Origin of the sequence: Bacteroides sp. 44_46, assembly GCF_001915465.1 — a bacterium.
GTDB lineage: Bacteria > Bacteroidota > Bacteroidia > Bacteroidales > Bacteroidaceae > Bacteroides > Bacteroides clarus.
This window is the reverse complement of record NZ_MNQO01000012.1, coordinates 45,991-65,024: the sequence shown is the minus strand read 5'-3', so window position 1 is coordinate 65,024 and position 19,034 is coordinate 45,991. Positions and strand designations below refer to the sequence as shown.

The 19,034-nt window shown below is 46.5% G+C and carries 14 protein-coding genes; 6 read left to right on the top strand and 8 right to left on the bottom strand.

All coding sequences use genetic code 11. The annotated features are described in order from the left end of the window. Nucleotides 1-103: 103 nt before the first annotated feature. The 3 genes from BHV73_RS05330 to BHV73_RS05320 all read left to right on the top strand — a co-directional run bounded on the left by BHV73_RS05330 (nucleotide 104) and on the right by BHV73_RS05320 (nucleotide 3,855). A complete protein-coding gene (locus tag BHV73_RS05330; RefSeq protein WP_286737325.1) occupies nucleotides 104-1,087 on the top strand; it encodes an adenosine kinase in 984 nt (327 codons plus the stop codon). A gap of 6 nt (nucleotides 1,088-1,093) precedes the next feature. After that, nucleotides 1,094-2,791: a S41 family peptidase gene (locus tag BHV73_RS05325; protein ID WP_286737324.1), complete on the top strand. Its 1,698-nt coding sequence runs from the start codon at nucleotides 1,094-1,096 to the stop codon at nucleotides 2,789-2,791. 221 nt (nucleotides 2,792-3,012) lie between these two features. Next, nucleotides 3,013-3,855, top strand: a complete 843-nt coding sequence (locus BHV73_RS05320; RefSeq protein ID WP_009122188.1) for a hypothetical protein — start codon at nucleotides 3,013-3,015, stop codon at nucleotides 3,853-3,855. A 59-nt stretch (nucleotides 3,856-3,914) separates the two neighbouring features. On the opposite strand, the gene BHV73_RS05315 is transcribed toward BHV73_RS05320, so the two are convergent. From BHV73_RS05315 to rpoN, 5 genes are all read right to left on the bottom strand, one after another. Further along, nucleotides 3,915-5,774 carry a 4-hydroxy-3-methylbut-2-en-1-yl diphosphate synthase gene (locus tag BHV73_RS05315; RefSeq protein ID WP_148360129.1) on the bottom strand — a complete coding sequence of 620 codons (1,860 nt, stop codon included), beginning with the start codon at nucleotides 5,772-5,774 and terminating at the stop codon, nucleotides 3,915-3,917. An 18-nt stretch (nucleotides 5,775-5,792) separates the two neighbouring features. Further along, entirely contained in the window at nucleotides 5,793-6,302 is a 510-nt protein-coding gene (gene purE / locus BHV73_RS05310; RefSeq protein ID WP_009122190.1) for a 5-(carboxyamino)imidazole ribonucleotide mutase, read from the bottom strand. Nucleotides 6,303-6,432: 130 nt separating this feature from the next. Then, nucleotides 6,433-6,813, bottom strand: coding sequence for a glycine cleavage system protein GcvH (gene gcvH / locus BHV73_RS05305; RefSeq protein ID WP_087412091.1), 381 nt, complete (start codon nucleotides 6,811-6,813; stop codon nucleotides 6,433-6,435). A gap of 25 nt (nucleotides 6,814-6,838) precedes the next feature. After that, the gene (locus BHV73_RS05300) at nucleotides 6,839-7,516 is read right to left on the bottom strand and encodes a membrane protein (RefSeq protein ID WP_009122192.1); all 678 of its coding nucleotides are present in this window, start codon (nucleotides 7,514-7,516) and stop codon (nucleotides 6,839-6,841) included. A 47-nt stretch (nucleotides 7,517-7,563) separates the two neighbouring features. Further along, entirely contained in the window at nucleotides 7,564-9,054 is a 1,491-nt protein-coding gene (gene rpoN, locus BHV73_RS05295; protein WP_009122193.1) for an RNA polymerase factor sigma-54, read from the bottom strand. 380 nt (nucleotides 9,055-9,434) lie between these two features. On the opposite strand from rpoN, the gene BHV73_RS05290 reads away from it, so the two are divergent. Further along, complete coding sequence (locus BHV73_RS05290) at nucleotides 9,435-10,808, top strand: aminopeptidase P family protein (RefSeq protein WP_286737320.1); 1,374 nt, start codon at nucleotides 9,435-9,437, stop codon at nucleotides 10,806-10,808. A 74-nt stretch (nucleotides 10,809-10,882) separates the two neighbouring features. Here BHV73_RS05290 and BHV73_RS05285 read toward each other — a convergent pair whose 3' ends face one another. Both BHV73_RS05285 and BHV73_RS05280 read right to left on the bottom strand, forming a co-directional pair. After that, nucleotides 10,883-12,388 carry a sensor histidine kinase gene (locus tag BHV73_RS05285; protein WP_286737319.1) on the bottom strand — a complete coding sequence of 502 codons (1,506 nt, stop codon included), beginning with the start codon at nucleotides 12,386-12,388 and terminating at the stop codon, nucleotides 10,883-10,885. Nucleotides 12,389-12,480: 92 nt separating this feature from the next. Further along, nucleotides 12,481-14,154 (bottom strand): nucleoside kinase, encoded by a 1,674-nt coding sequence (locus BHV73_RS05280; RefSeq protein ID WP_009122196.1) that lies wholly within the window; start codon nucleotides 14,152-14,154, stop codon nucleotides 12,481-12,483. 83 nt (nucleotides 14,155-14,237) lie between these two features. On the opposite strand from BHV73_RS05280, the gene BHV73_RS05275 reads away from it, so the two are divergent. Beyond that, the gene (locus BHV73_RS05275; RefSeq protein ID WP_009122197.1) at nucleotides 14,238-15,935 is read left to right on the top strand and encodes a Na/Pi cotransporter family protein; all 1,698 of its coding nucleotides are present in this window, start codon (nucleotides 14,238-14,240) and stop codon (nucleotides 15,933-15,935) included. On the opposite strand, the gene rd is transcribed toward BHV73_RS05275, so the two are convergent. Beyond that, a complete protein-coding gene (gene rd / locus BHV73_RS05270) occupies nucleotides 15,932-16,093 on the bottom strand; it encodes a rubredoxin (RefSeq protein WP_009122198.1) in 162 nt (53 codons plus the stop codon). The two genes, BHV73_RS05275 and rd, sit on opposite strands and share 4 nt — an antisense overlap. Nucleotides 16,094-16,346: 253 nt before the next feature. On the opposite strand from rd, the gene BHV73_RS05265 reads away from it, so the two are divergent. After that, nucleotides 16,347-19,031 carry a calcium-translocating P-type ATPase, PMCA-type gene (locus BHV73_RS05265; RefSeq protein ID WP_281696208.1) on the top strand — a complete coding sequence of 895 codons (2,685 nt, stop codon included), beginning with the start codon at nucleotides 16,347-16,349 and terminating at the stop codon, nucleotides 19,029-19,031. Nucleotides 19,032-19,034 lie beyond the last annotated feature (3 nt).

The window sequence follows — 19,034 nt, the reverse complement described above, 5'->3', positions numbered from 1 at the left end:
TAACCGACTGAGCTAAGGAAGAATGTTGTTTTTTCTCAAATGCGCTGCAAAAGTAATAGGATATTTTGAAATATGCAATATCTTTGCAAAAAAAATATCAGGAATGGACAAAATAATTGGATTGGGAAACGCATTGGTTGATGTGTTAGCAACCCTTGACAGTGATGAAATCTTAGCGGAAATGGAGTTGCCTAAGGGTAGTATGACTCTGATTGGTGAAGATAAATTGCTGAAAATCAATAAATACTTTAGCCGGGTGAAGACTCATTTGGCGACCGGTGGCTCTGCGGGGAATGCCATTCGAGGTATGGCGCAGCTTGGAGCGGGTACCGGATTTATCGGAAAGGTAAATAATGATTCTTATGGTAACTTTTATCGGGAAAGTTTGTTAAAACGCGGAACGGAAGCTAATTTGTTACTTTCCGATACCCTGCCTTCGGGGGTAGCCTCTACTTTTATATCTCCGGACGGGGAGCGTACTTTCGGTACATATCTGGGGGCGGCGTCTACATTGAAAGCGGAAGATTTGTCGCTGGAGATGTTCAAAGGATATACTTACCTGTTTATAGAAGGCTATTTGGTACAGGAACACGATATGATTCTTCGTGCCATCGAACTGGCCAAAGAGGCCGGTCTGCAGGTTTGCCTGGATATGGCAAGCTATAATATTGTGGCGGGTGATCATGAATTTTTCTCTCTGTTGGTAAATAAATATGTGGATATTGTCTTTGCCAATGAAGAAGAGGCGAAAGCGTTTACCGGTAAAGAACCCGAGGAGGCGTTGGATGTTATCGCTAAAATGTGTAGTATTGCCATTGTAAAGGTGGGAGCACGCGGCTCGCTGATTCGTAAAGGGACGGAGGAAGTACGTGTTGAGGCTGTACCGGTGGCAAAGGTGGTTGACACTACCGGTGCCGGAGATTTTTTTGCAGCTGGTTTTCTTTACGGACTGACCTGCGGATATTCTTTGGAGAAGTGCGGAAAGATAGGGTCTATTCTGTCGGGTGAGGTAATACAGGTGATTGGAACGGAACTGCCGGATTCAAAGTGGGAGAAGATAAAGGAAGATATAATAATGATAAATTAGGATATTATGAAATATTTAAAGATACGTTGGATAGCTGTCCTATTGTCGGTAGTAGGTACAAGCTTCTTTTTCGGATTTAAGAGTGGAGACAGCCGTAGTTTTCAGGTGGCAAAAAATTTGGATATATTCAATTCTATTGTGAAAGAGTTGGATATGTTCTATGTGGATACGATAGACCCGAACAAGACTATTCGTACCGGTATCGAGTCCATGTTGTATTCACTCGACCCTTATACGCAATATTTTCCGGAAGACGACCAGAGCGAACTGGAACAAATGTTGAAGAATACGTATGGCGGTATCGGCTCTATCATAACTTGGAATACCAAGCTGAAACGTTCCATGATAGCCGAGCCTTATGAAAATATGCCGGCGGCTACCGTGGGTTTGAAAGCCGGTGATATTCTTCTGGAAATAGACGGTAAAGACCTTGCGGGAAAGAATAATCAGGAAGTAAGCGAAATGCTTCGCGGGCAGGTAGGTACAAGTTTCAAATTGAAGGTACAACGCCCTGGAACGGAGCAGCCGTTGGAATTCGATATTGTTCGCCGTTCTATCCAGTTGCCTTTTATTCCGTATTATGCAATGCTGGATAACAATATCGGTTATATCAATTTGAGCACTTTCTCCGGTAATCCTTCCAAAGAGTTCAAACAGGCATTTCTCGATTTGAAAAAACAGGGAATAACTTCTTTGGTTATCGACCTGCGTAATAACGGCGGCGGCTTGTTGGACGAAGCTGTGGAAATAGCCAACTTCTTTCTGCCGCGCGGCAAAACGCTGGTGACGACGAAAGGAAAGACCAAGCAGGCAAGCAATACGTACAAGACGTTGCGCGAGCCGCTGGATTTGGAAATCCCGCTGGCTGTGCTGGTGAATAGCGCTACGGCGTCCGCGTCGGAAATCTTGGCAGGCGCATTGCAGGATTACGACCGTGCAGTGGTGGTGGGTAACCGTACGTTCGGAAAAGGGCTTGTGCAGACCACTCGTCCGCTGCCTTATGGAGGTACAATGAAGCTGACGACTTCCAAATACTATATTCCGAGCGGGCGTTGTGTGCAGGCTATCGACTATAAACACCGTAATGAGGACGGCAGCGTGGGGCGTATTCTGGATAGCCTGACTACCGTATTCCACACTGCTGCCGGACGTGAGGTGCGTGACGGCGGCGGGGTTACTCCCGATATTACCGTCAAGCAGGATAGATTGCCTAATATCTTGTTTTATTTGGTGAATGACAACTTGATATTTAATTATGCTACGGAATACTGTTTGAAGCATCCGACAATTCCGGCTCCTAAAGATTTTAAGATAACGGATGCCGACTATGCCGACTTCAAGGCGATGGTACAGAAAGCTGATTTCAAGTACGACCAGCAGACCGAGAAGATTTTGAAGAACTTGAAAGAAATGGCGGAGTTTGAGGGATACCTGACGGATGCGTCGGATGAATTCAAGGCTTTGGAGAAGAAACTGTCTCATAACTTGGACCGTGATCTTGATCATTTCTCAAAGGATATAAAGGAGATGATTGCGGTGGAAATTATCAAACGTTATTACTATCAGCGGGGAAGTATCATCCAACAGTTGAAAGATGATAAGGACTTGAAGGAGGCCGTCGGAATATTGACCGCTCCGGAAAAATATAAAGAAATGCTCAGTGTCCCGCCGGTTAAGCCGGACGAGAGCAAAAAGGGAAAATAAAAAAACATCATCATAATCCTTATTTTAACCGAAATAGTTCGCTATTTCGGTTTTTTAGTTTCTATCTCGTTTTTGTCCCGTTGTGCGTATGTGTGCAATCCTTTATTTTTGTAAAAATAAAACGAATAAGCGTTAAAGGGAGTTTCCTTTAGTGTTCCTGCGCTTTCCTAAGATTACTGGTATGCTGAACGAAGGAACCATAAGCAAAACACAGACAAGTTATGATGAAAAAACTATTTTGGTTGGTGCTGTCAACCGTGATTTTGACAGGACAAAGCGTTTTTGCTCAAGAAACTAATTCCGAAACCCAATCTTCTCAAAGAGAGGATTCTTTACTGCAAGTGGTAAACGAACTCTCCGGCAGAGTGAAGAAAACCGAAGATGCGGCACGTAATGAGAGAATATGGAAAAAAAGAGCCAAGTATTTTAATATCGGTTATATCACAAACCAGACTTTGACAGATAAAGTAGATGCCGAAGCGGAATGGAAAAGCGATTTCGGCGTTTCTCTGGCTTTTGGAAAAACGTATTACCTGCATAAGAAGCCGCTGCTGAATATGATAAAGTTCGGTATCGATGCTACTTGGTTTGATATTTCTTATGCCAAGTATTCCGAACCGGATGCGTATGCAAATGATGGAGCCTACACACGCGCTTATGGCGATTATGGAGGTTATGACTATGACGATGAAGAAGATATTGACCTGGGTATTCATCAGATAGACGCGTCTATGCACGTAGGTCCTTCTATCACGGTCAATCCGATAGGTGATTTAAAGGTTGCCGCATATTTCCATTATGTACCTACCTATTCCATGTTGGTGATTGACGATAGTTTCGGACATGGATATGTTTCCAATTTCGCGTTTGGAGCGTCTGTTGCGTATAAGGCTATCTCATTCGGTATAGAACATCGTTGGGCAAAGAAAGCTACTTATAACGGACTTTCCTTTGATGATGAAGGCATAGATTATGAAGATCCTGCTTTTGATGATGTGATTCAAAGCGATAAGTGGAAAATGAAATCAAAATCTTTCCGTATATTCCTTAGCTTTAGATATTAAGAATAAAGGTGCGTCAGAATCATAACTCCTGGCGCACCTTTACTGTCTGAGAGGAAATATTACTTTTCAATATAATCCCCGTTTCTCTTGATTAGCTCGATTAGCTTTTCTACCGCTTCCTCTTCGGGAATGTTTTTCTCGATGCATTCTTTCTTTTTGTATAAGCTGATTTTGCCTCGTCCTGCGCCTACGTATCCGTAGTCGGCATCGGCCATTTCACCGGGACCATTGACAATACAACCCATAATACCGATTTTAAGCCCTTTCAGATGCGATGTCGCTTGTTTGATACGGGCGATGGTACTCTCAAGGTCATAGAGCGTACGACCGCAGCCCGGACAGGAAATGTACTCGGTTTTACTGGTACGGATGCGTCCTGCCTGCAGAATACCGAAAGCTGTGGCATCTGTCACTTTATCGCTTATCGCTTTATCACCCTTTTCGCCGCTTTGGTTGAAAAGGAAAATACCGTCGCATAATCCGTCGATAATAAGCGCTCCCATATCTGCGGCCGATTTGATTTGCAGGTCTTCCGTTTCCGTTTCAGCGTAATGTTGGAAGAATACAAGAGGATTCTTTAATCCTTCATTCATCAGCTGGTGCGCTAAACCGCGATATTCACCCAATCTGTTGGGGTGGTTGCTTTGTGCCACCAACACTACTTCCGGATGGTATTTCAGGCCGGCAATCACTTCGTCATTCAGTCCCATGTAGGTGACAAACAGAAATTTCAGCGATGCGTTGCATCCGCTGATAAACGGCAGCTGTTCTCCTTTGAAGGCAGGCCATACATTGGTTTGTCCTTCCCAAAGGTCGGCATCGATGATGTATTGTACGCCTTCAGCGGGATGTTCGGGCAGCTGACGACCGACGTATACATAATCGGGCATGAACTGCGGATTAAAATCCATATTTCCATCCAGGCGTGCCGCAATAACCACGGGGAGGTTTTCTCCGCCTATATTGTGCACGGCTGCCGTGGCTCTTCGGTCGGGAGAGAGATAATTGAAATCAGGAGCTGCCGCGCCCGGTATATACGGATGGTCATGATGTTGTGCGATATAATCCGCTAACTTTCGGGCGACAGGGATTTCCGCTTCGGGAGCTTCGCTTAAAGATACGCGGATGGTATCGCCCAATCCGTCTGCCAATAAAGCGCCTATGCCTAAGGCGGACTTGATGCGCCCGTCCTCGCCGTCTCCGGCTTCCGTCACACCGAGATGCAAGGGAAAGTGCATTCCTTCTTTTTCCATTATGTCGGCAAGCAAACGCACGGTTTTTACCATGATTACGGTGTTGGATGCTTTGATGGAGATAACGACATCCGTGAATTCTTCCGCGACACAGATTCGCAGAAATTCCATGCACGATTCTACCATGCCTTCAGGGGTGTCGCCGTAACGTGACATGATGCGGTCGGATAACGACCCGTGGTTTACGCCGATACGGATAGCGGTATGATTGGCTTTACAGATGTTCAGAAACGGAACGAAACGGTCGCGTATCTTTCGGACTTCCTGCGCATATTCTTCATCGGTATATTCCAGATGTTTGAAGGTACGCGCGGCATCTACGTAGTTACCCGGATTGATACGGACTTTCTCCGCATATTGCGCTGCGACGTCTGCCACTTTCGGATTGAAATGAACATCGGCTACGAGCGGCACCATATAACCGTCCCGGCGCAGGGCGGCATTGATGTTCATCAGGTTTTCCGCTTCCTTGATGCCCTGGGTGGTGAGACGTACGTATTCTCCACCGGCATCCACAATACGCTTGGCCTGCGCCACACACGCATCGGTATCCTGCGTGGACGTGTTGGTCATGCTTTGTATGCGGATAGGATTGGAGCCGCCCATAGGGGTGGCTCCGATATTCACTTCTGATGTTTCTCGTCGGGAATAATTGAATATATCCACGTTGTTGGTGTTTAGTGATTAGTTTACTTTATACTCGTATTTCACTTCTTTCAGGTCTTCGTTCGCTTTCACGATTTTCTTTTTCAGACCTTCTTTGTAAGCGGTAAAGGCTTCTGCCAGTCCGGTATCGCTTAATGCGAGCATTTGTACGGCGAGAATGGCGGCATTCATTGCTCCATTGATGGCTACGGTGGCTACGGGGATACCCGGAGGCATCTGAATGATGGAATAAAGCGCATCTACGCCATCAAGCACGGAACCCTTTACGGGTACGCCGATTACAGGCAGCGTTGTATTGGCTGCAATGACACCGGGCAGGGCGGCAGCCATACCGGCTGCGGCGATGATTACTTTGATACCGCGTTTACGGGCGCCTTTGGCAAATTCTTCTACGGCTTCCGGAGTACGGTGAGCGGAGAGAGCGTTCATTTCGAACGGTACATGTAAATCATTGAGCAGTTGCGCGGCCTTTTCCATGACAGGAAGGTCGGAGGTACTGCCCATGATGATACTTACAATTGGAGACATATTATTTAGTTATAAGTTATAAGTGATTAGTGATTAGGGGTTAGGGGTTAGTGATTGGTGATTAGGGGGAATGATGGGCGTTGATGATTTGTTTTGAAGCCTTTCCTCATCAATCGCTAATCCCTAATTCCTAATCGTTAATTAATGCTTTGTATGCTTCTGCGTCCAGCAGACTGTCGAAATCCGCATCGGCGGCAGGTTTGATTTTAATGAGCCAGCCTTCGCCGTAAGGGTCTTTATTAACCAGTTCGGGCTGCTCTTCCAAAGTCTCATTTTGTTCCAGTACTTCTCCTGCAACAGGCAAGAAAAGGTCGGAAATGGTTTTCACTACTTCGATGGTACCGAATACTTCGTCGGCGGCCAATGTTTCACCTACCGTTTGAATATCGACAAATACGATGTCTCCCAATTGTTCCTGGGCGTAATCGGTAATTCCTACATAGGCTACATCGCCTTCCAGGCGAATCCATTCATGTTCTTTCGTGTACTTTACATCATTAGGAAAATTCATAATCGTTAGTTTTAAGCGTTAATATTTAAAATAAGAATATGCTGAACAGGCGAAATACTAGTTTGCTGAGCGGATGCAGCACCAACAAGGAGCAAATCAATCCTACGGCAAACCCACCCATTACCTCGCCAAGCGTATGGTGCTGCAAGATAATTCGTGCCGTACCCAATACGCCTGCAATAAGAATGAATATGCATAGCCAGCTTATCGGATTATACCCGAATAGGGCGCTGAAAGCAACCAGGCCGCCTATTATGGCGCCGGCGCCGGCCATGTGTTCGCTGAGTTTCCATTTCAAATTGACAATCACGCAGATAATCATCATGATGAGGGCGGCAAGAATAATTCCCGTCATGTACCAGGGAATATTCAACCGGTGCATCATGAGCAGGCAGAATACATAGGAGGTAATGGTCAGAATGAAAGGTATGTATCTTCGTTTCCGCTCCGTCAGGTCTTCGGGACTGAACCCGTTGATTTTACGAAAGAGGAAGATGGTAAGAGTAGGCATAAGGATTGTAAAGCAATACACCACTCCCAGTACAATCAGTTTGTATTGCAGGGGCATGATTCGCAGGTACGAGAATACGAATAGAATCAGGAACGCCATGAAAGGTATGGAAAACGGTGTGAACATCACCGAAATTACCTTGGCTGTCCTGATAAGGGTCTTGTCAGTTATAATATGTTGTTCTACGGCCATTTCTTTATTTTTGCATTATCACTCCGTCACTTTATCATCTTTTGTTTCTACTTTCTCAGCCTTGCTACCGGAATATTCAATTGCTGGCGGTATTTGGCTACGGTACGGCGGGCAATCGGGTATCCTTTTTCTTTCAGGATTTCGGTCAGTTCGTCATCGGTATAAGGCTTCTTCTTATTCTCGTTGTCAATGCATTCCTTAAGGATTTTCCGTATTTCCCGTACGGACATCTCTTCGCCGTCTTCCGTAACATATCCGTCGTTGAAGAAGAACTTCAGCGGATAGATGCCGTAGTTGGTCTGTACATATTTACTGTTGCTGACGCGGGAGATTGTTGAAATATCGAGTCCCGTACGTTCGGCCACATCTTTCAGTATCATGGGGCGAAGCAGTGACTCGTCACCGTCCAAAAAGAAAGGACGTTGCAGGTCGATGATGGCCTGCATGGTAGTCATCAAGGTGTTCTGACGTTGTTTGACGGCATCGATAAACCCCTGTGCCGCATCCATTTTCTGTTTCAGAAACATCATGGCTTCTTTGGATTCTTTAGACTGGTTCGCCTTGTTTTTGGTATGTTCCTCTACCATTTCGGTGAAATCGCGGCTCATACGCAGTTCGGGAACATTCCGGTTGTTGAGCGACAGGTTGATTGTGCCGTCGTCATAGGTATCCACAATAAAGTCCGGCACGATTTGTTGCAGGTTTTTGCCGATGGCTTCACCTAATGATGCGCCCGGACGTGGGTTCAGTTTGCAGATTTCTTTGATGGCTTGCTGAAAGGCTTCTTCTTCCAATCCGAGTTTCTGCTGTATTTTGTCCCAGTGCTTGCGGGTGAACTCTTCGTAACATTCGGCGATAATGGCTTCTTCGATATAAAGCAGCGGATTGGGTGTGAAATGTTGCTGCTCTATCTTGCGCCGTATCTGGATGAGGAGACACTCCTGCAAATCGCGGGCTCCCAATCCGGCGGGGTCGAAGTCCTGAATGATTTTTAATACTTCTTCCAGTTCTTCGGTGGTAGCTTCGATGCCTGCATAAATGGCAAGCTCGTCGCTGATACTTTCCAAAGACTTGCGCAACAGGCCGTCGTCGTCCAATGAGCCGATAAGATATTCGGCCAATTCACGCTGGTGCTCGGTGAGGTTGCGTTCACCCAGCTGCTCTTTCAGGGTTTCATAGAAAGAAGTAGCGTCGGAGAAAGGAATCTCTTCGGCTTGCTCTCCTTTGCTTCGGTTGTTTTCCTGCAATTTATAGTCGGGTATGTCGTCTTCGTTGAGATAGTCGCTTAAAGAATCATAATCGGTGTCTCCGCCGTCTTCTGCGTTGGAGTCTGCGTCGGAAGTATCGGAATATTCATCACTGGCGGCATCATCCTTTCCCTCTTCCAGTGCAGGGTTTTCCAGAAGTTCGGCACGTACACGGTCTTCCAGCTCTATTGCCGGAAGCTCCAACAGCTTTACCACCAGAATCTGTTGTGGTGATAGCGTCTGTATCTGCTGTTGCGCTTGGGTCTGTATCTGTCGGGAACCTTGTGCCATACTTTACTTTATTTACTCGCTGCAAAGATAAGTTTTATCTTCGCACTTTTTGCAAAAATAGTGAATAGTTCGGGAACGAGAAATCTTCTCTTATTATATTTAACAAGAAAGACGCAGCTTGGTTGTGTTTTGCACTGTATGAGTAGAGGTCGCTTCACGGGTGAGATAGTATTAAAAGGCTTATAATATGATATTAAAAGCCTTTCAATACTATATTATAAGCCTTTTAATACTATCTTACCATAGGGAAGACAGGGGTAGGGCATTGGACACGGGTTCGGCTACTGAATGGTTCTTCTTCATACATGTTCGGGTTTTATCTTATCCTTTCAAATTTTCTTCTTATCTTTGTGGTATAACTATTAAAATTACGGAATATCATGTTTGCTAAAGAAACGTATATACAGCGTCGGGCCCTGCTGAAGAAAAACATAGGCTCAGGAGTGTTGCTGTTCTTAGGTAATGACGAGCAGGGACTGCATTATGAAGATAATACCTTCCGTTATCGCCAGGATTCTACATTTTTATATTATTTCGGCTTGTCGTTTGCCGGTTTGTCGGCGATTATCGACCTTGACGGGGACAAGGAGATTATATTTGGAGATGAGCTCACGATTGACCATATCGTCTGGATGGGCACCCAGCCTACCCTGAAAGAGAAAAGTGAGCGTGTGGGCATAACGGATGTGATGCCTTCTTCCGACATCGCGGACTATCTTCACAAAGCGGTGCGCAAAGGACAGACCGTGCATTATCTCCCCCCTTACCGGGCGGAACATAAGTTGAAACTGATGGACTGGCTGGGCATTCCGCCTGCACGTCAGGAAGGTTCTGTCCCTTTTATCCGCGCGATTGTGGCGCAGCGCAGCTATAAGTCCGCTGAAGAAATAGAAGAAATAGAAAAGGCGTGTAATGTGACGGCCGATATGCATATTACGGCAATGAAAGTACTCCGTCCGGGCATGTACGAATACGAAGTCGTAGCGGAGATGAACCGGGTGGCCGAGTCCAATAATTGCGAGCTTTCTTTTGCGACGATTGCTACGGTCAACGGGCAGACTTTGCACAATCATTACCATGGCAATAGAGTGAAGCCGGGAGATTTATTCCTGATTGATGCCGGTGCGGAAGTTGAGTCGGGCTATGCGGGTGATATGTCTTCCACGATTCCTGCCGATAAAACATTTACCTCTCGCCAGCGAGCCGTTTACGAGATTCAGAATGCGATGCATCTGGAGTCTGTCAAGGCGCTTCGTCCGGGTATTCCTTATATGGATGTTTATGACCTTTCCGCCCGTGTTATGGTAGAGGGCATGAAAAGCCTCGGCCTGATGAAAGGTAATGCCGAAGATGCCGTGCGCGAAGGCGCGCATGCCTTGTTCTATCCTCATGGATTGGGACATATGATGGGGCTGGATGTGCATGATATGGAAAACCTCGGAGAGATTTGGGTGGGTTACAACGGTCAGCCCAAGAGTACGCAGTTCGGCCGTAAGAGCCAGCGTCTTGCCATTCCTCTGGAACCGGGCTTTGTACATACCGTTGAACCGGGCATTTACTTTATTCCTGAACTGATAGACCTGTGGAAAGGTGAGAAGAAGTTTAAGGACTTCATTAACTATGATAAAGTGGAAGAATACCGCAACTTCGGCGGCATCCGCAATGAAGAAGATTATCTGATAACGGAAACCGGTGCACGTCGCTTAGGCAAAAAGATTCCGTTGACACCGGAAGAGGTGGAAGCGTTGAGATAATTGAAAGTTGGGAGTTGAGAGTTGCCATGCAGCATAATAGCGCAGCCAACTTTCAACTCCCAACTTTCAACTGCCTAAGCGTGTAGTTCCAATACAAACCGTGCCCCTTTTGTGTAGCTGCCGTCCAGTGTCAGGCTGCCATTCATTTTGGCGGCAATCAATGAACAGATGGGCAATCCCAAGCCATCGCCCTTTGTCAGGTCTTTTACTTCGGTAAAGGGTTTGAATATGTCTTCCCGTTGTTCTTCGGGGATGCCGCAACCCGTATCGCTGATAATGAACTGATGCGTATGGGCGCCGCGTTTCTTGAAATCCAACCATATTTTTCCGCCTGCGGGAGTATATTCGGCGGCGTTCTCCAATAAATGTAGCAAAATGCGTTCCAAGTGTTCCGGGTTAATTTTCACATTCAGTTTGGGAGCGTTGACGGTGAGGGTGACGTCTTCTTGTACCTTGCCCCTTACTTTGTCCATGACGCTTTCGCAGAAAGTCGAGATATTTTTCTCCTGTACTTCGTAAGGCTCCGACAGGCTGTTCTCCAGTTCGGACAGCTCTTGAATGTGACCGGAGAAAGCACGCAACGCTTGTACACCGGGCAGCTTCGGGTCGAGGGTATCCAAAGTAGGCTCCATTTGGGAGGAGATATTCTGAATGAATTCGGTCTTTAGCTCATTGTGCTCGTTGGCGATGCTGATGGCTTTCTTTTGTTTGCGTGTCAGCATGATGAAGCGTAATAATATGACGGCTCCTATCGCTAATGCCGCAGCTAAAATGGCTGCCAGGATGCAGAGGCCGATGATGATATATTGCTTGACGGAAAGGGAATCGTCTTTCTCCTGAATGGTGGCCAGACTTTCATCATATTTCTTTTTCACTATATTCAGCTCGTCTTGTGCGGTAAGCGCCTTAACGGAATCTGTCCAGATGATATATTTGTCGTAGGTACGCGCTACCAGCCCCGCATTGTTCGCTTTGCGGGCAATGCTTATGAGGGTCTTGTAACATTCGTCTACTTTGGCGTAATTCTTTTGCCGCTTGTATTGCTCTATCAGCTTCTTGAAGGCCGTATCTCCCTGTGAGTTCATGCCGAAAGTATAGTAATAATCGGCTTGGGTGTACAGGAAATCATTGCTTAAAGAATCATTCCCGGCTGCTTTGGCGGTCTCTTCCAGCTTGTTCAACTGTTCTTTGGCGCGGGCGGGGTTTTTAGTGTTGATGTACATCTGTAACCGTTCTTTGTTGATACGGAAACGCAGGTCGGGGAGCTTCTTTTTAAGCTTTTGTTCACCGGTTCCCACCAACTGCTCGGCGCCGCGCAGAAGCTCGAACGCTTCTTTATAATAGTTTTCCCGATGATAGAGGGCGCTGGCATTGACACCGCATTCTACCGCTTGCGTATATTCTTCCTGCGAGGCAAAGGAATTGTAGGCTTGAAGAAAGAGATAGCGGGCTTTGATATATTCTTTTTTGGCAAGGCTTTCTTGCGCTTGTTTCATCAGTTCATCGGCGCGGCTTTGCGCATAGGTTTGGGTACACAGGCAGAAAAATGCCGCCAAAAGTATTGTAATGATTCTTTTCATTATAGGTGAGTTTGTTTTATTTGCATACAAAGTTAGAACTTTCTTTGCTATATTGTATGCGGAAATTTAAAAAGGTTGTTTTCGCAGCCGGCTTAGTACTTGAAACTGCTGCCGCCCAAGAACTCCCTGAGCAGGGATGTCGGTGGAATTTCCTTGTCCTGTACCGGTGTGAAGTACTTGATGAACTTCATGAGCCGGTAGGCTTCGGCGTATTCGGGACAATTGCGCGGCACGCCGGTAAGTATGGGCTCTGCATGGCAACGCAGTACGGCAAACTCGAATAACAAGGCGGAGTTGAACATGACATCGGCATTCTCTTGATAAGGGAATATCCATTTGTCTTCGCCTGCACGCACGCTGGGCCAGCGTGAGATGGTTTCCTGAGCCGAATATCCCCGATAGTTGAAGTCGCGGATGATGCGGCGCAACAAGCGGTTGTCCGTTGTGGGAATCCAGTTGTGGTCGTCCAGCGAGATGGTTGTCAGTGCGGATACGTAAATCTTGTATTTACTTTCAGCGGGAATTTGCGGGGTAAGTTCCGGATTCAGGGCATGAATTCCTTCCAATATAAGAATGGTATGCTCGTCGATACGCAGTTTGTCTCCTTTATATTCTTTTTTGCCCAGCGTAAAGTTGAATCGGGGAAGCTCCACCTCTTCTCCCCTCAGTAAGGCTTGCAACTGGTTGTTGAACAGCTCGAGGTCGAGGGCGTAAAGGGATTCGTAATCGTAATCGCCGTTTTCATCGCGTGGGGTGTCTTCGCGGTCTACGAAGTAATTATCCAATGAGATGGGATAGGGGCGCAGGCCGTTGGTCATCAACTGTACCGAGAGCCGTTTGCTAAAGGTCGTTTTCCCGGACGAGGAAGGACCGGAGATCAGTACGAGCTTTACGCGGTTGCCGTTTTCTCCCCGGTGGTAGATTTCATCGGCAATCTGGGCTATCTTCTTTTCTTGCAGGGCTTCGGCCACATTAATCAAATCGGTGGCATGCCCTTCTTCGCAGGCAAGGTTGAAGTCGCCTACGTTGCTTAATCCCATGATATAGTTCCAACGCAGGTGTTCTTTGAATACATCGAGCATCTTTTCCTGTTTTACCACTTCTTCCAATACGGTCGGGTTTTCCTTGTTCGGGATGCGCAGCAGGAGGCCGTCGTAATATTTTACGATGTCGAACAGTTTGATAAAGCCTGTGCCGGGTAACAGGTTACCGTAATAGTAATCCACCGTATCTCCCAGCGTATAATAATAGGTATATAGGGAACCGGATGTTTCCAGCAGCTTTACTTTGTCGTTCATTCCCCGTTCGCTGAATACCCGCACGGCTTCGGTGGTATGGCATTCGGTACGGCGGAAAGGGATGTCTTCGGCTATGATTTCCTGCATCCGTTTCTTTATGGCCGACACGTCTTCCAGCTCGATAGGCCGTCCGATGCGGAGATTGCAGAAATAGCCTTTGGATACGGGATGTTCCACAAACAGCTTTCCTTCCGGAAATAATTCACTGACAGCCTTATATAGGATAAAGCAGAGTGAGCGGACATACGTACGCATGCCGGAAGAATCCCGTACATCCAGAAATTCCACGTCTTTATTATTATATACCCGGAAATTCAGTCCTTCGGAACGGTTATTTACTTTGGCGCTGACTACCGGATAAGGAAAATTAAGATTAAAACCGTAATAAATATCCAAAAGTGAGCTTCCTATAGGGAATTCTTTAGAAATATTATTATTTTTGCAACAAATTTGTAACATGTGTTTCATGATGTCTTTTTTTGGGGTGATTAATACGTTAAATATAAGACATAATAACAAATGGCACAACGAAACACTTTAACTAATTAAAGATGGAATATTCTTTTTATGATTTTTTAAAGCTGCTTGGCTCATTGGCATTGTTCCTCTACGGGATGAAAATTATGAGTGAGGGACTTCAAAAATTCGCCGGCGACCGCTTGCGGAAGATTTTAACCGCTATGACGACCAACCGGGTGACCGGCGTTCTGACAGGTGTGCTTATCACGGCGCTCATCCAGTCTTCCTCGGCAACTACCGTCATGGTAGTGAGTTTTGTCAATGCCGGGCTGCTGACCTTGTCACAATCTATCGGTGTTATCATGGGTGCCAATATCGGTACTACCGTTACGGCCTGGATTATCTCCGCATTGGGATTTAAGGTCGACATCGCTGCTTTTGCCCTTCCTCTTTTAGCCTTTGGCATTCCTCTTATGTTTTCTCAAAAAAGCGCCCGCAAGTCCATAGGTGAGTTTATCTTTGGCTTCTCTTTCCTTTTCATGGGGCTTTCTTTGCTGCAATCCAATGCCCCCGACTTGAGCCATAACCCGGATATGCTGGCTTTTGTGCAGGACTATACGGACATGGGATATCTGTCCATTCTGTTATTTGTCTTGATAGGAACGGTATTGACCATGATTGTGCAGGCTTCCGCGGCGACAATGGCGATAACTCTTATTATGTGTGCCAATGGCTGGATTAGTTTTGAATTGGGAGCGGCGCTTGTGCTCGGTGAGAATATCGGTACGACCATAACGGCCAATCTTGCGGCGCTTACCGCCAATACGCAGGCAAGGAGGGCTGCGTTGGCGCATCTGGCGTTCAATGTCTTCGGTGTTATATGGGTATTGTGCTTGTTTGTGCCTTTTACGCAAGGAGTATCTTGGTTTGTGGAAAATGTAATGGGTACTAACGATCCCGCCGTTGCCGTTTCATTCAAGCTGTCGGCTTTCCATACTTGTTTTAATATCTGCAATGTGTTGATATTGATATGGTTCGTGAAGTTTATAGAGCGTACGGTTTGTGCCATTATCCCGCAGAAGGAGCAGGACGAGGAATATCGCCTGCGCTTTATCACGGGTGGTATGCTTTCTACGGCCGAGCTTTCCATTTTGCAGGCGAGCAAGGAGATTCATCTGTTTGCGGAACGTACGCATCGTATGTTCGGCATGGTGCGCGACTTGCTGCATACCGATAAAGATGATGATTTCAATAAACTGTTCAGCCGGATAGAGAAGTACGAGAATATCAGCGACAGTATGGAACTGGAGATTGCCAACTATCTGAACCAGGTGTCGGAAGGCCGTTTAAGTTCTGAGAGTAAGTTGCAAATCCGGGCTATGCTGCGCGAGGTGACGGAGATAGAGAGTATCGGTGACAGTTGCTACAACTTGGCGCGTACTATCAATCGCAAGCGTCAGGCGAATCTGGAATTTACGGAGAAGCAATACGAGCATATCCATTTTATGATGAAGCTGACCGATGATGCTCTCGGACAAATGATTGTGGTGGTAGAACGTACGGAACATCAGGGTATCGATGTGAACAAGTCGTTTAACCTTGAAAATGAAATCAACAATTACCGCAACCAGTTGAAGAATCAGAATATCCTTGACGTCAACAACAAGGAATATGATTATCAGATGGGTGTCTATTATATGGATATCATTGCGGAATGTGAAAAGCTGGGCGATTACGTTGTCAACGTGGTGGAAGCCAGCAGTGATATAAAAGAAAAGAAAGCGTCTTAGGACGCTTTCTCAAATTCATCTTTGCCTACTCCACACAAGGGGCAAACCCAATCATCGGGAAGGTCTTCAAAGGATGTTCCCGGTTCTATTCCGTTTTCAGGATCTCCCAGTTCCGGGTCATAAACGTATTCGCAAATAGTGCAGATGTACTTTTCCATAACTTTCTTTTATTTAAAATTCTTCTTTAATAACAATTGAAGTCTCCTTTTTGTTTACCGTTCAGGTAAAAAAAAGTGCATTTGTTATCCCAACCTCCAAAACGCATCTTTATGGAGATGACCGGTGGGAGCGGAAGCCGGAATAATTAAAAAAGGAGCACCGGATTTGTAAAACCTATAAAAAGATTTAATAACATTCTCTATACAAATTATTGTTGTATTTTTGCAATTCAATTTAAACCTAACGATTTGCATGACTGCAACAAAGGATGATTTTTATCACGTCGGACTTACCGACGATGAAGTACGGAAGAGCCGTACCGAGCATGGTGTAAACCTGTTGACACCCCCGAAGCGTCCGTCTTTGTGGAAACTCTATCTAGAAAAGTTTGAAGACCCGGTAGTAAGAGTACTGTTGGTGGCCGCTTTCTTCTCTTTGATTATCTCCGTAGTAGAGAACGAGTATGCCGAAACAATCGGTATTATAGCTGCTATCTTGCTGGCTACGGGTATCGGTTTCTTTTTTGAATACGATGCCAATAAAAAGTTCGATTTGCTGAATGCGGTGAACGAGGAAACACTGGTAAAGGTTATCCGTAACGGGCGCGTACAGGAAATTCCCCGTAAGGATGTGGTGGTCGGCGATGTTATTATTCTGGAAACCGGCGAGGAAATCCCTGCTGACGGTGAATTGCTGGAAGCCATTTCCCTGCAAGTAAACGAATCCAATCTTACAGGTGAGCCTGTGATAACCAAAACTACCGTGGAAGCCGATTTCGATGAAGAAGCCACTTATGCTTCCAATCGTGTGCTGCGCGGTACAACGGTAGTCGACGGGCATGGAGTTATGCGCGTGGAGTCCGTAGGCGATGCTACGGAGATTGGAAAAGTGGCTCGCCAGAGTACGGAACAAAGTACCGAGCCTACCCCGTTGAATATCCAACTTACAAAACTTGCCAACCTCATAGGAAAAATCGGTTTCTCGGTAGCCGGTCTTGCATTCGCCATCTTCTTTATAAAGGATGTGGTTCTGGTGTATGATTTTGCCTCATTCCATACCTTTGAGCAATGGCTGCCCGCACTGAAGGCTACTTTGCAGTACTTTATGATGGCGGTAACGTTGATTGTTGTTGCCGTTCCCGAAGGTCTGCCCATGAGTGTGACGCTCAGTCTGGCACTGAATATGCGCCGTATGCTTTCCACCAATAACCTGGTGCGGAAGATGCACGCTTGCGAAACGATGGGGGCGATAACCGTTATCTGTACGGACAAGACGGGGACGCTGACACAAAACCTGATGCAGGTGTACGAGCCGAATTTCTACGGATTGAAGAACGGGCGGGAAATAGGAGAAGATGATTTAAGCAAACTGGTAATAGAGGGTATCAGCGCCAATTCCACTGCTTTTCTGGAAGAGATAACTCCGGGTGAGAAGCCCAAGGGGGTAGGGAATCCTACCGAGGTGGCTTTACTTCTGTGGCTCGACAGCCAAAAACGTAATTATCTGGAGTTGAGAGAGGCTGTCAAGGTACTTGACCAGTTGACTTTCTCTACCGAACGGAAGTTTATGGCAACACTGGTACACTCTCCTCTGATTGGGAAGAAAGTACTTTATGTAAAGGGCGCTCCCGAAATCGTATTGGGAAAATGTAAGGACGTTCTTTTGGACGGTAAGCGGGTGGATGCGGTAGAATATCGTTCTACGGTAGAGGCTCAGTTGCTGAACTACCAGAACATGGCGATGCGTACGCTCGGTTTTGCCTATAAGATAGTAGACGACACGGAACCGGCCGACTGTGTGGCATTGGTTGCAGAGAATGATTTGTCTTTCCTCGGCGTTGTAGCTATCAGCGACCCTATACGCCCGGATGTGCCTGCGGCGGTCGCAAAGTGCCAGTCGGCAGGTATCGGAGTCAAGATAGTAACGGGAGATACGCCGGGTACGGCAACCGAAATCGCACGGCAAATCGGTTTATGGCAACCGGAAGATACGGAGCGCAACCGTATTACGGGTGCTGCCTTTGCAGACCTGACGGACGAGGAAGCGCTCGACCGGGTGTTGGATTTGAAGATTATGTCGCGCGCCCGTCCTACCGATAAGCAACGTCTCGTTCAGCTATTGCAACAGAAAGGTGCGGTGGTAGCCGTGACGGGTGACGGAACCAATGACGCTCCGGCCTTGAACCATGCGCAGGTGGGATTGTCTATGGGAACGGGAACGTCTGTCGCCAAAGAAGCAAGCGATATCACATTGTTGGACGACTCTTTCAACAGTATCGGTACGGCCGTAATGTGGGGACGTTCATTATATAAGAATATACAGCGTTTCATCGTATTCCAACTGACGATTAACTTCGTGGCATTGTTCATCGTATTGCTTGGCTCGTTGGTGGGTACCGAATTGCCGTTGACCGTAACGCAGATGTTGTGGGTGAACCTGATTATGGATACCTTTGCCGCTTTGGCTTTGGCGTCTATTCCGCCCAGTGAAAGCGTGATGAAAGAGAAACCCCGCAAAAGTACCGATTTCATTATAACCGGGTCCATGAGAAATTACATTCTCGGTATGGGCACTACTTTCCTTGTATTGCTTATGGGCATGTTGTTCTGGTTTAATAACGAAGAGGGAGGTATGACTGTACAGCGCTTGACTGTCTTTTTCACTTTCTTCGTCATGCTGCAATTCTGGAACCTGTTCAATGCGAGAGTATTCGGTACATCGGACTCCGCTTTTAAGGGAATGTCCAAATCTTACGGTATGGAGTTGGTGGTACTTGCCATTTTGGGCGGTCAGTTTGTCATCGTACAGTTCGGCGGGGCGGTATTCCGTACGGAGCCGCTTGATTTCACGACATGGGTGATAATCATTGCTTCTACTTCTTTGGTATTATGGGTGGGCGAAGGGATTCGTCTTGTCCGACGTCTAATGCAAAAATGAGAG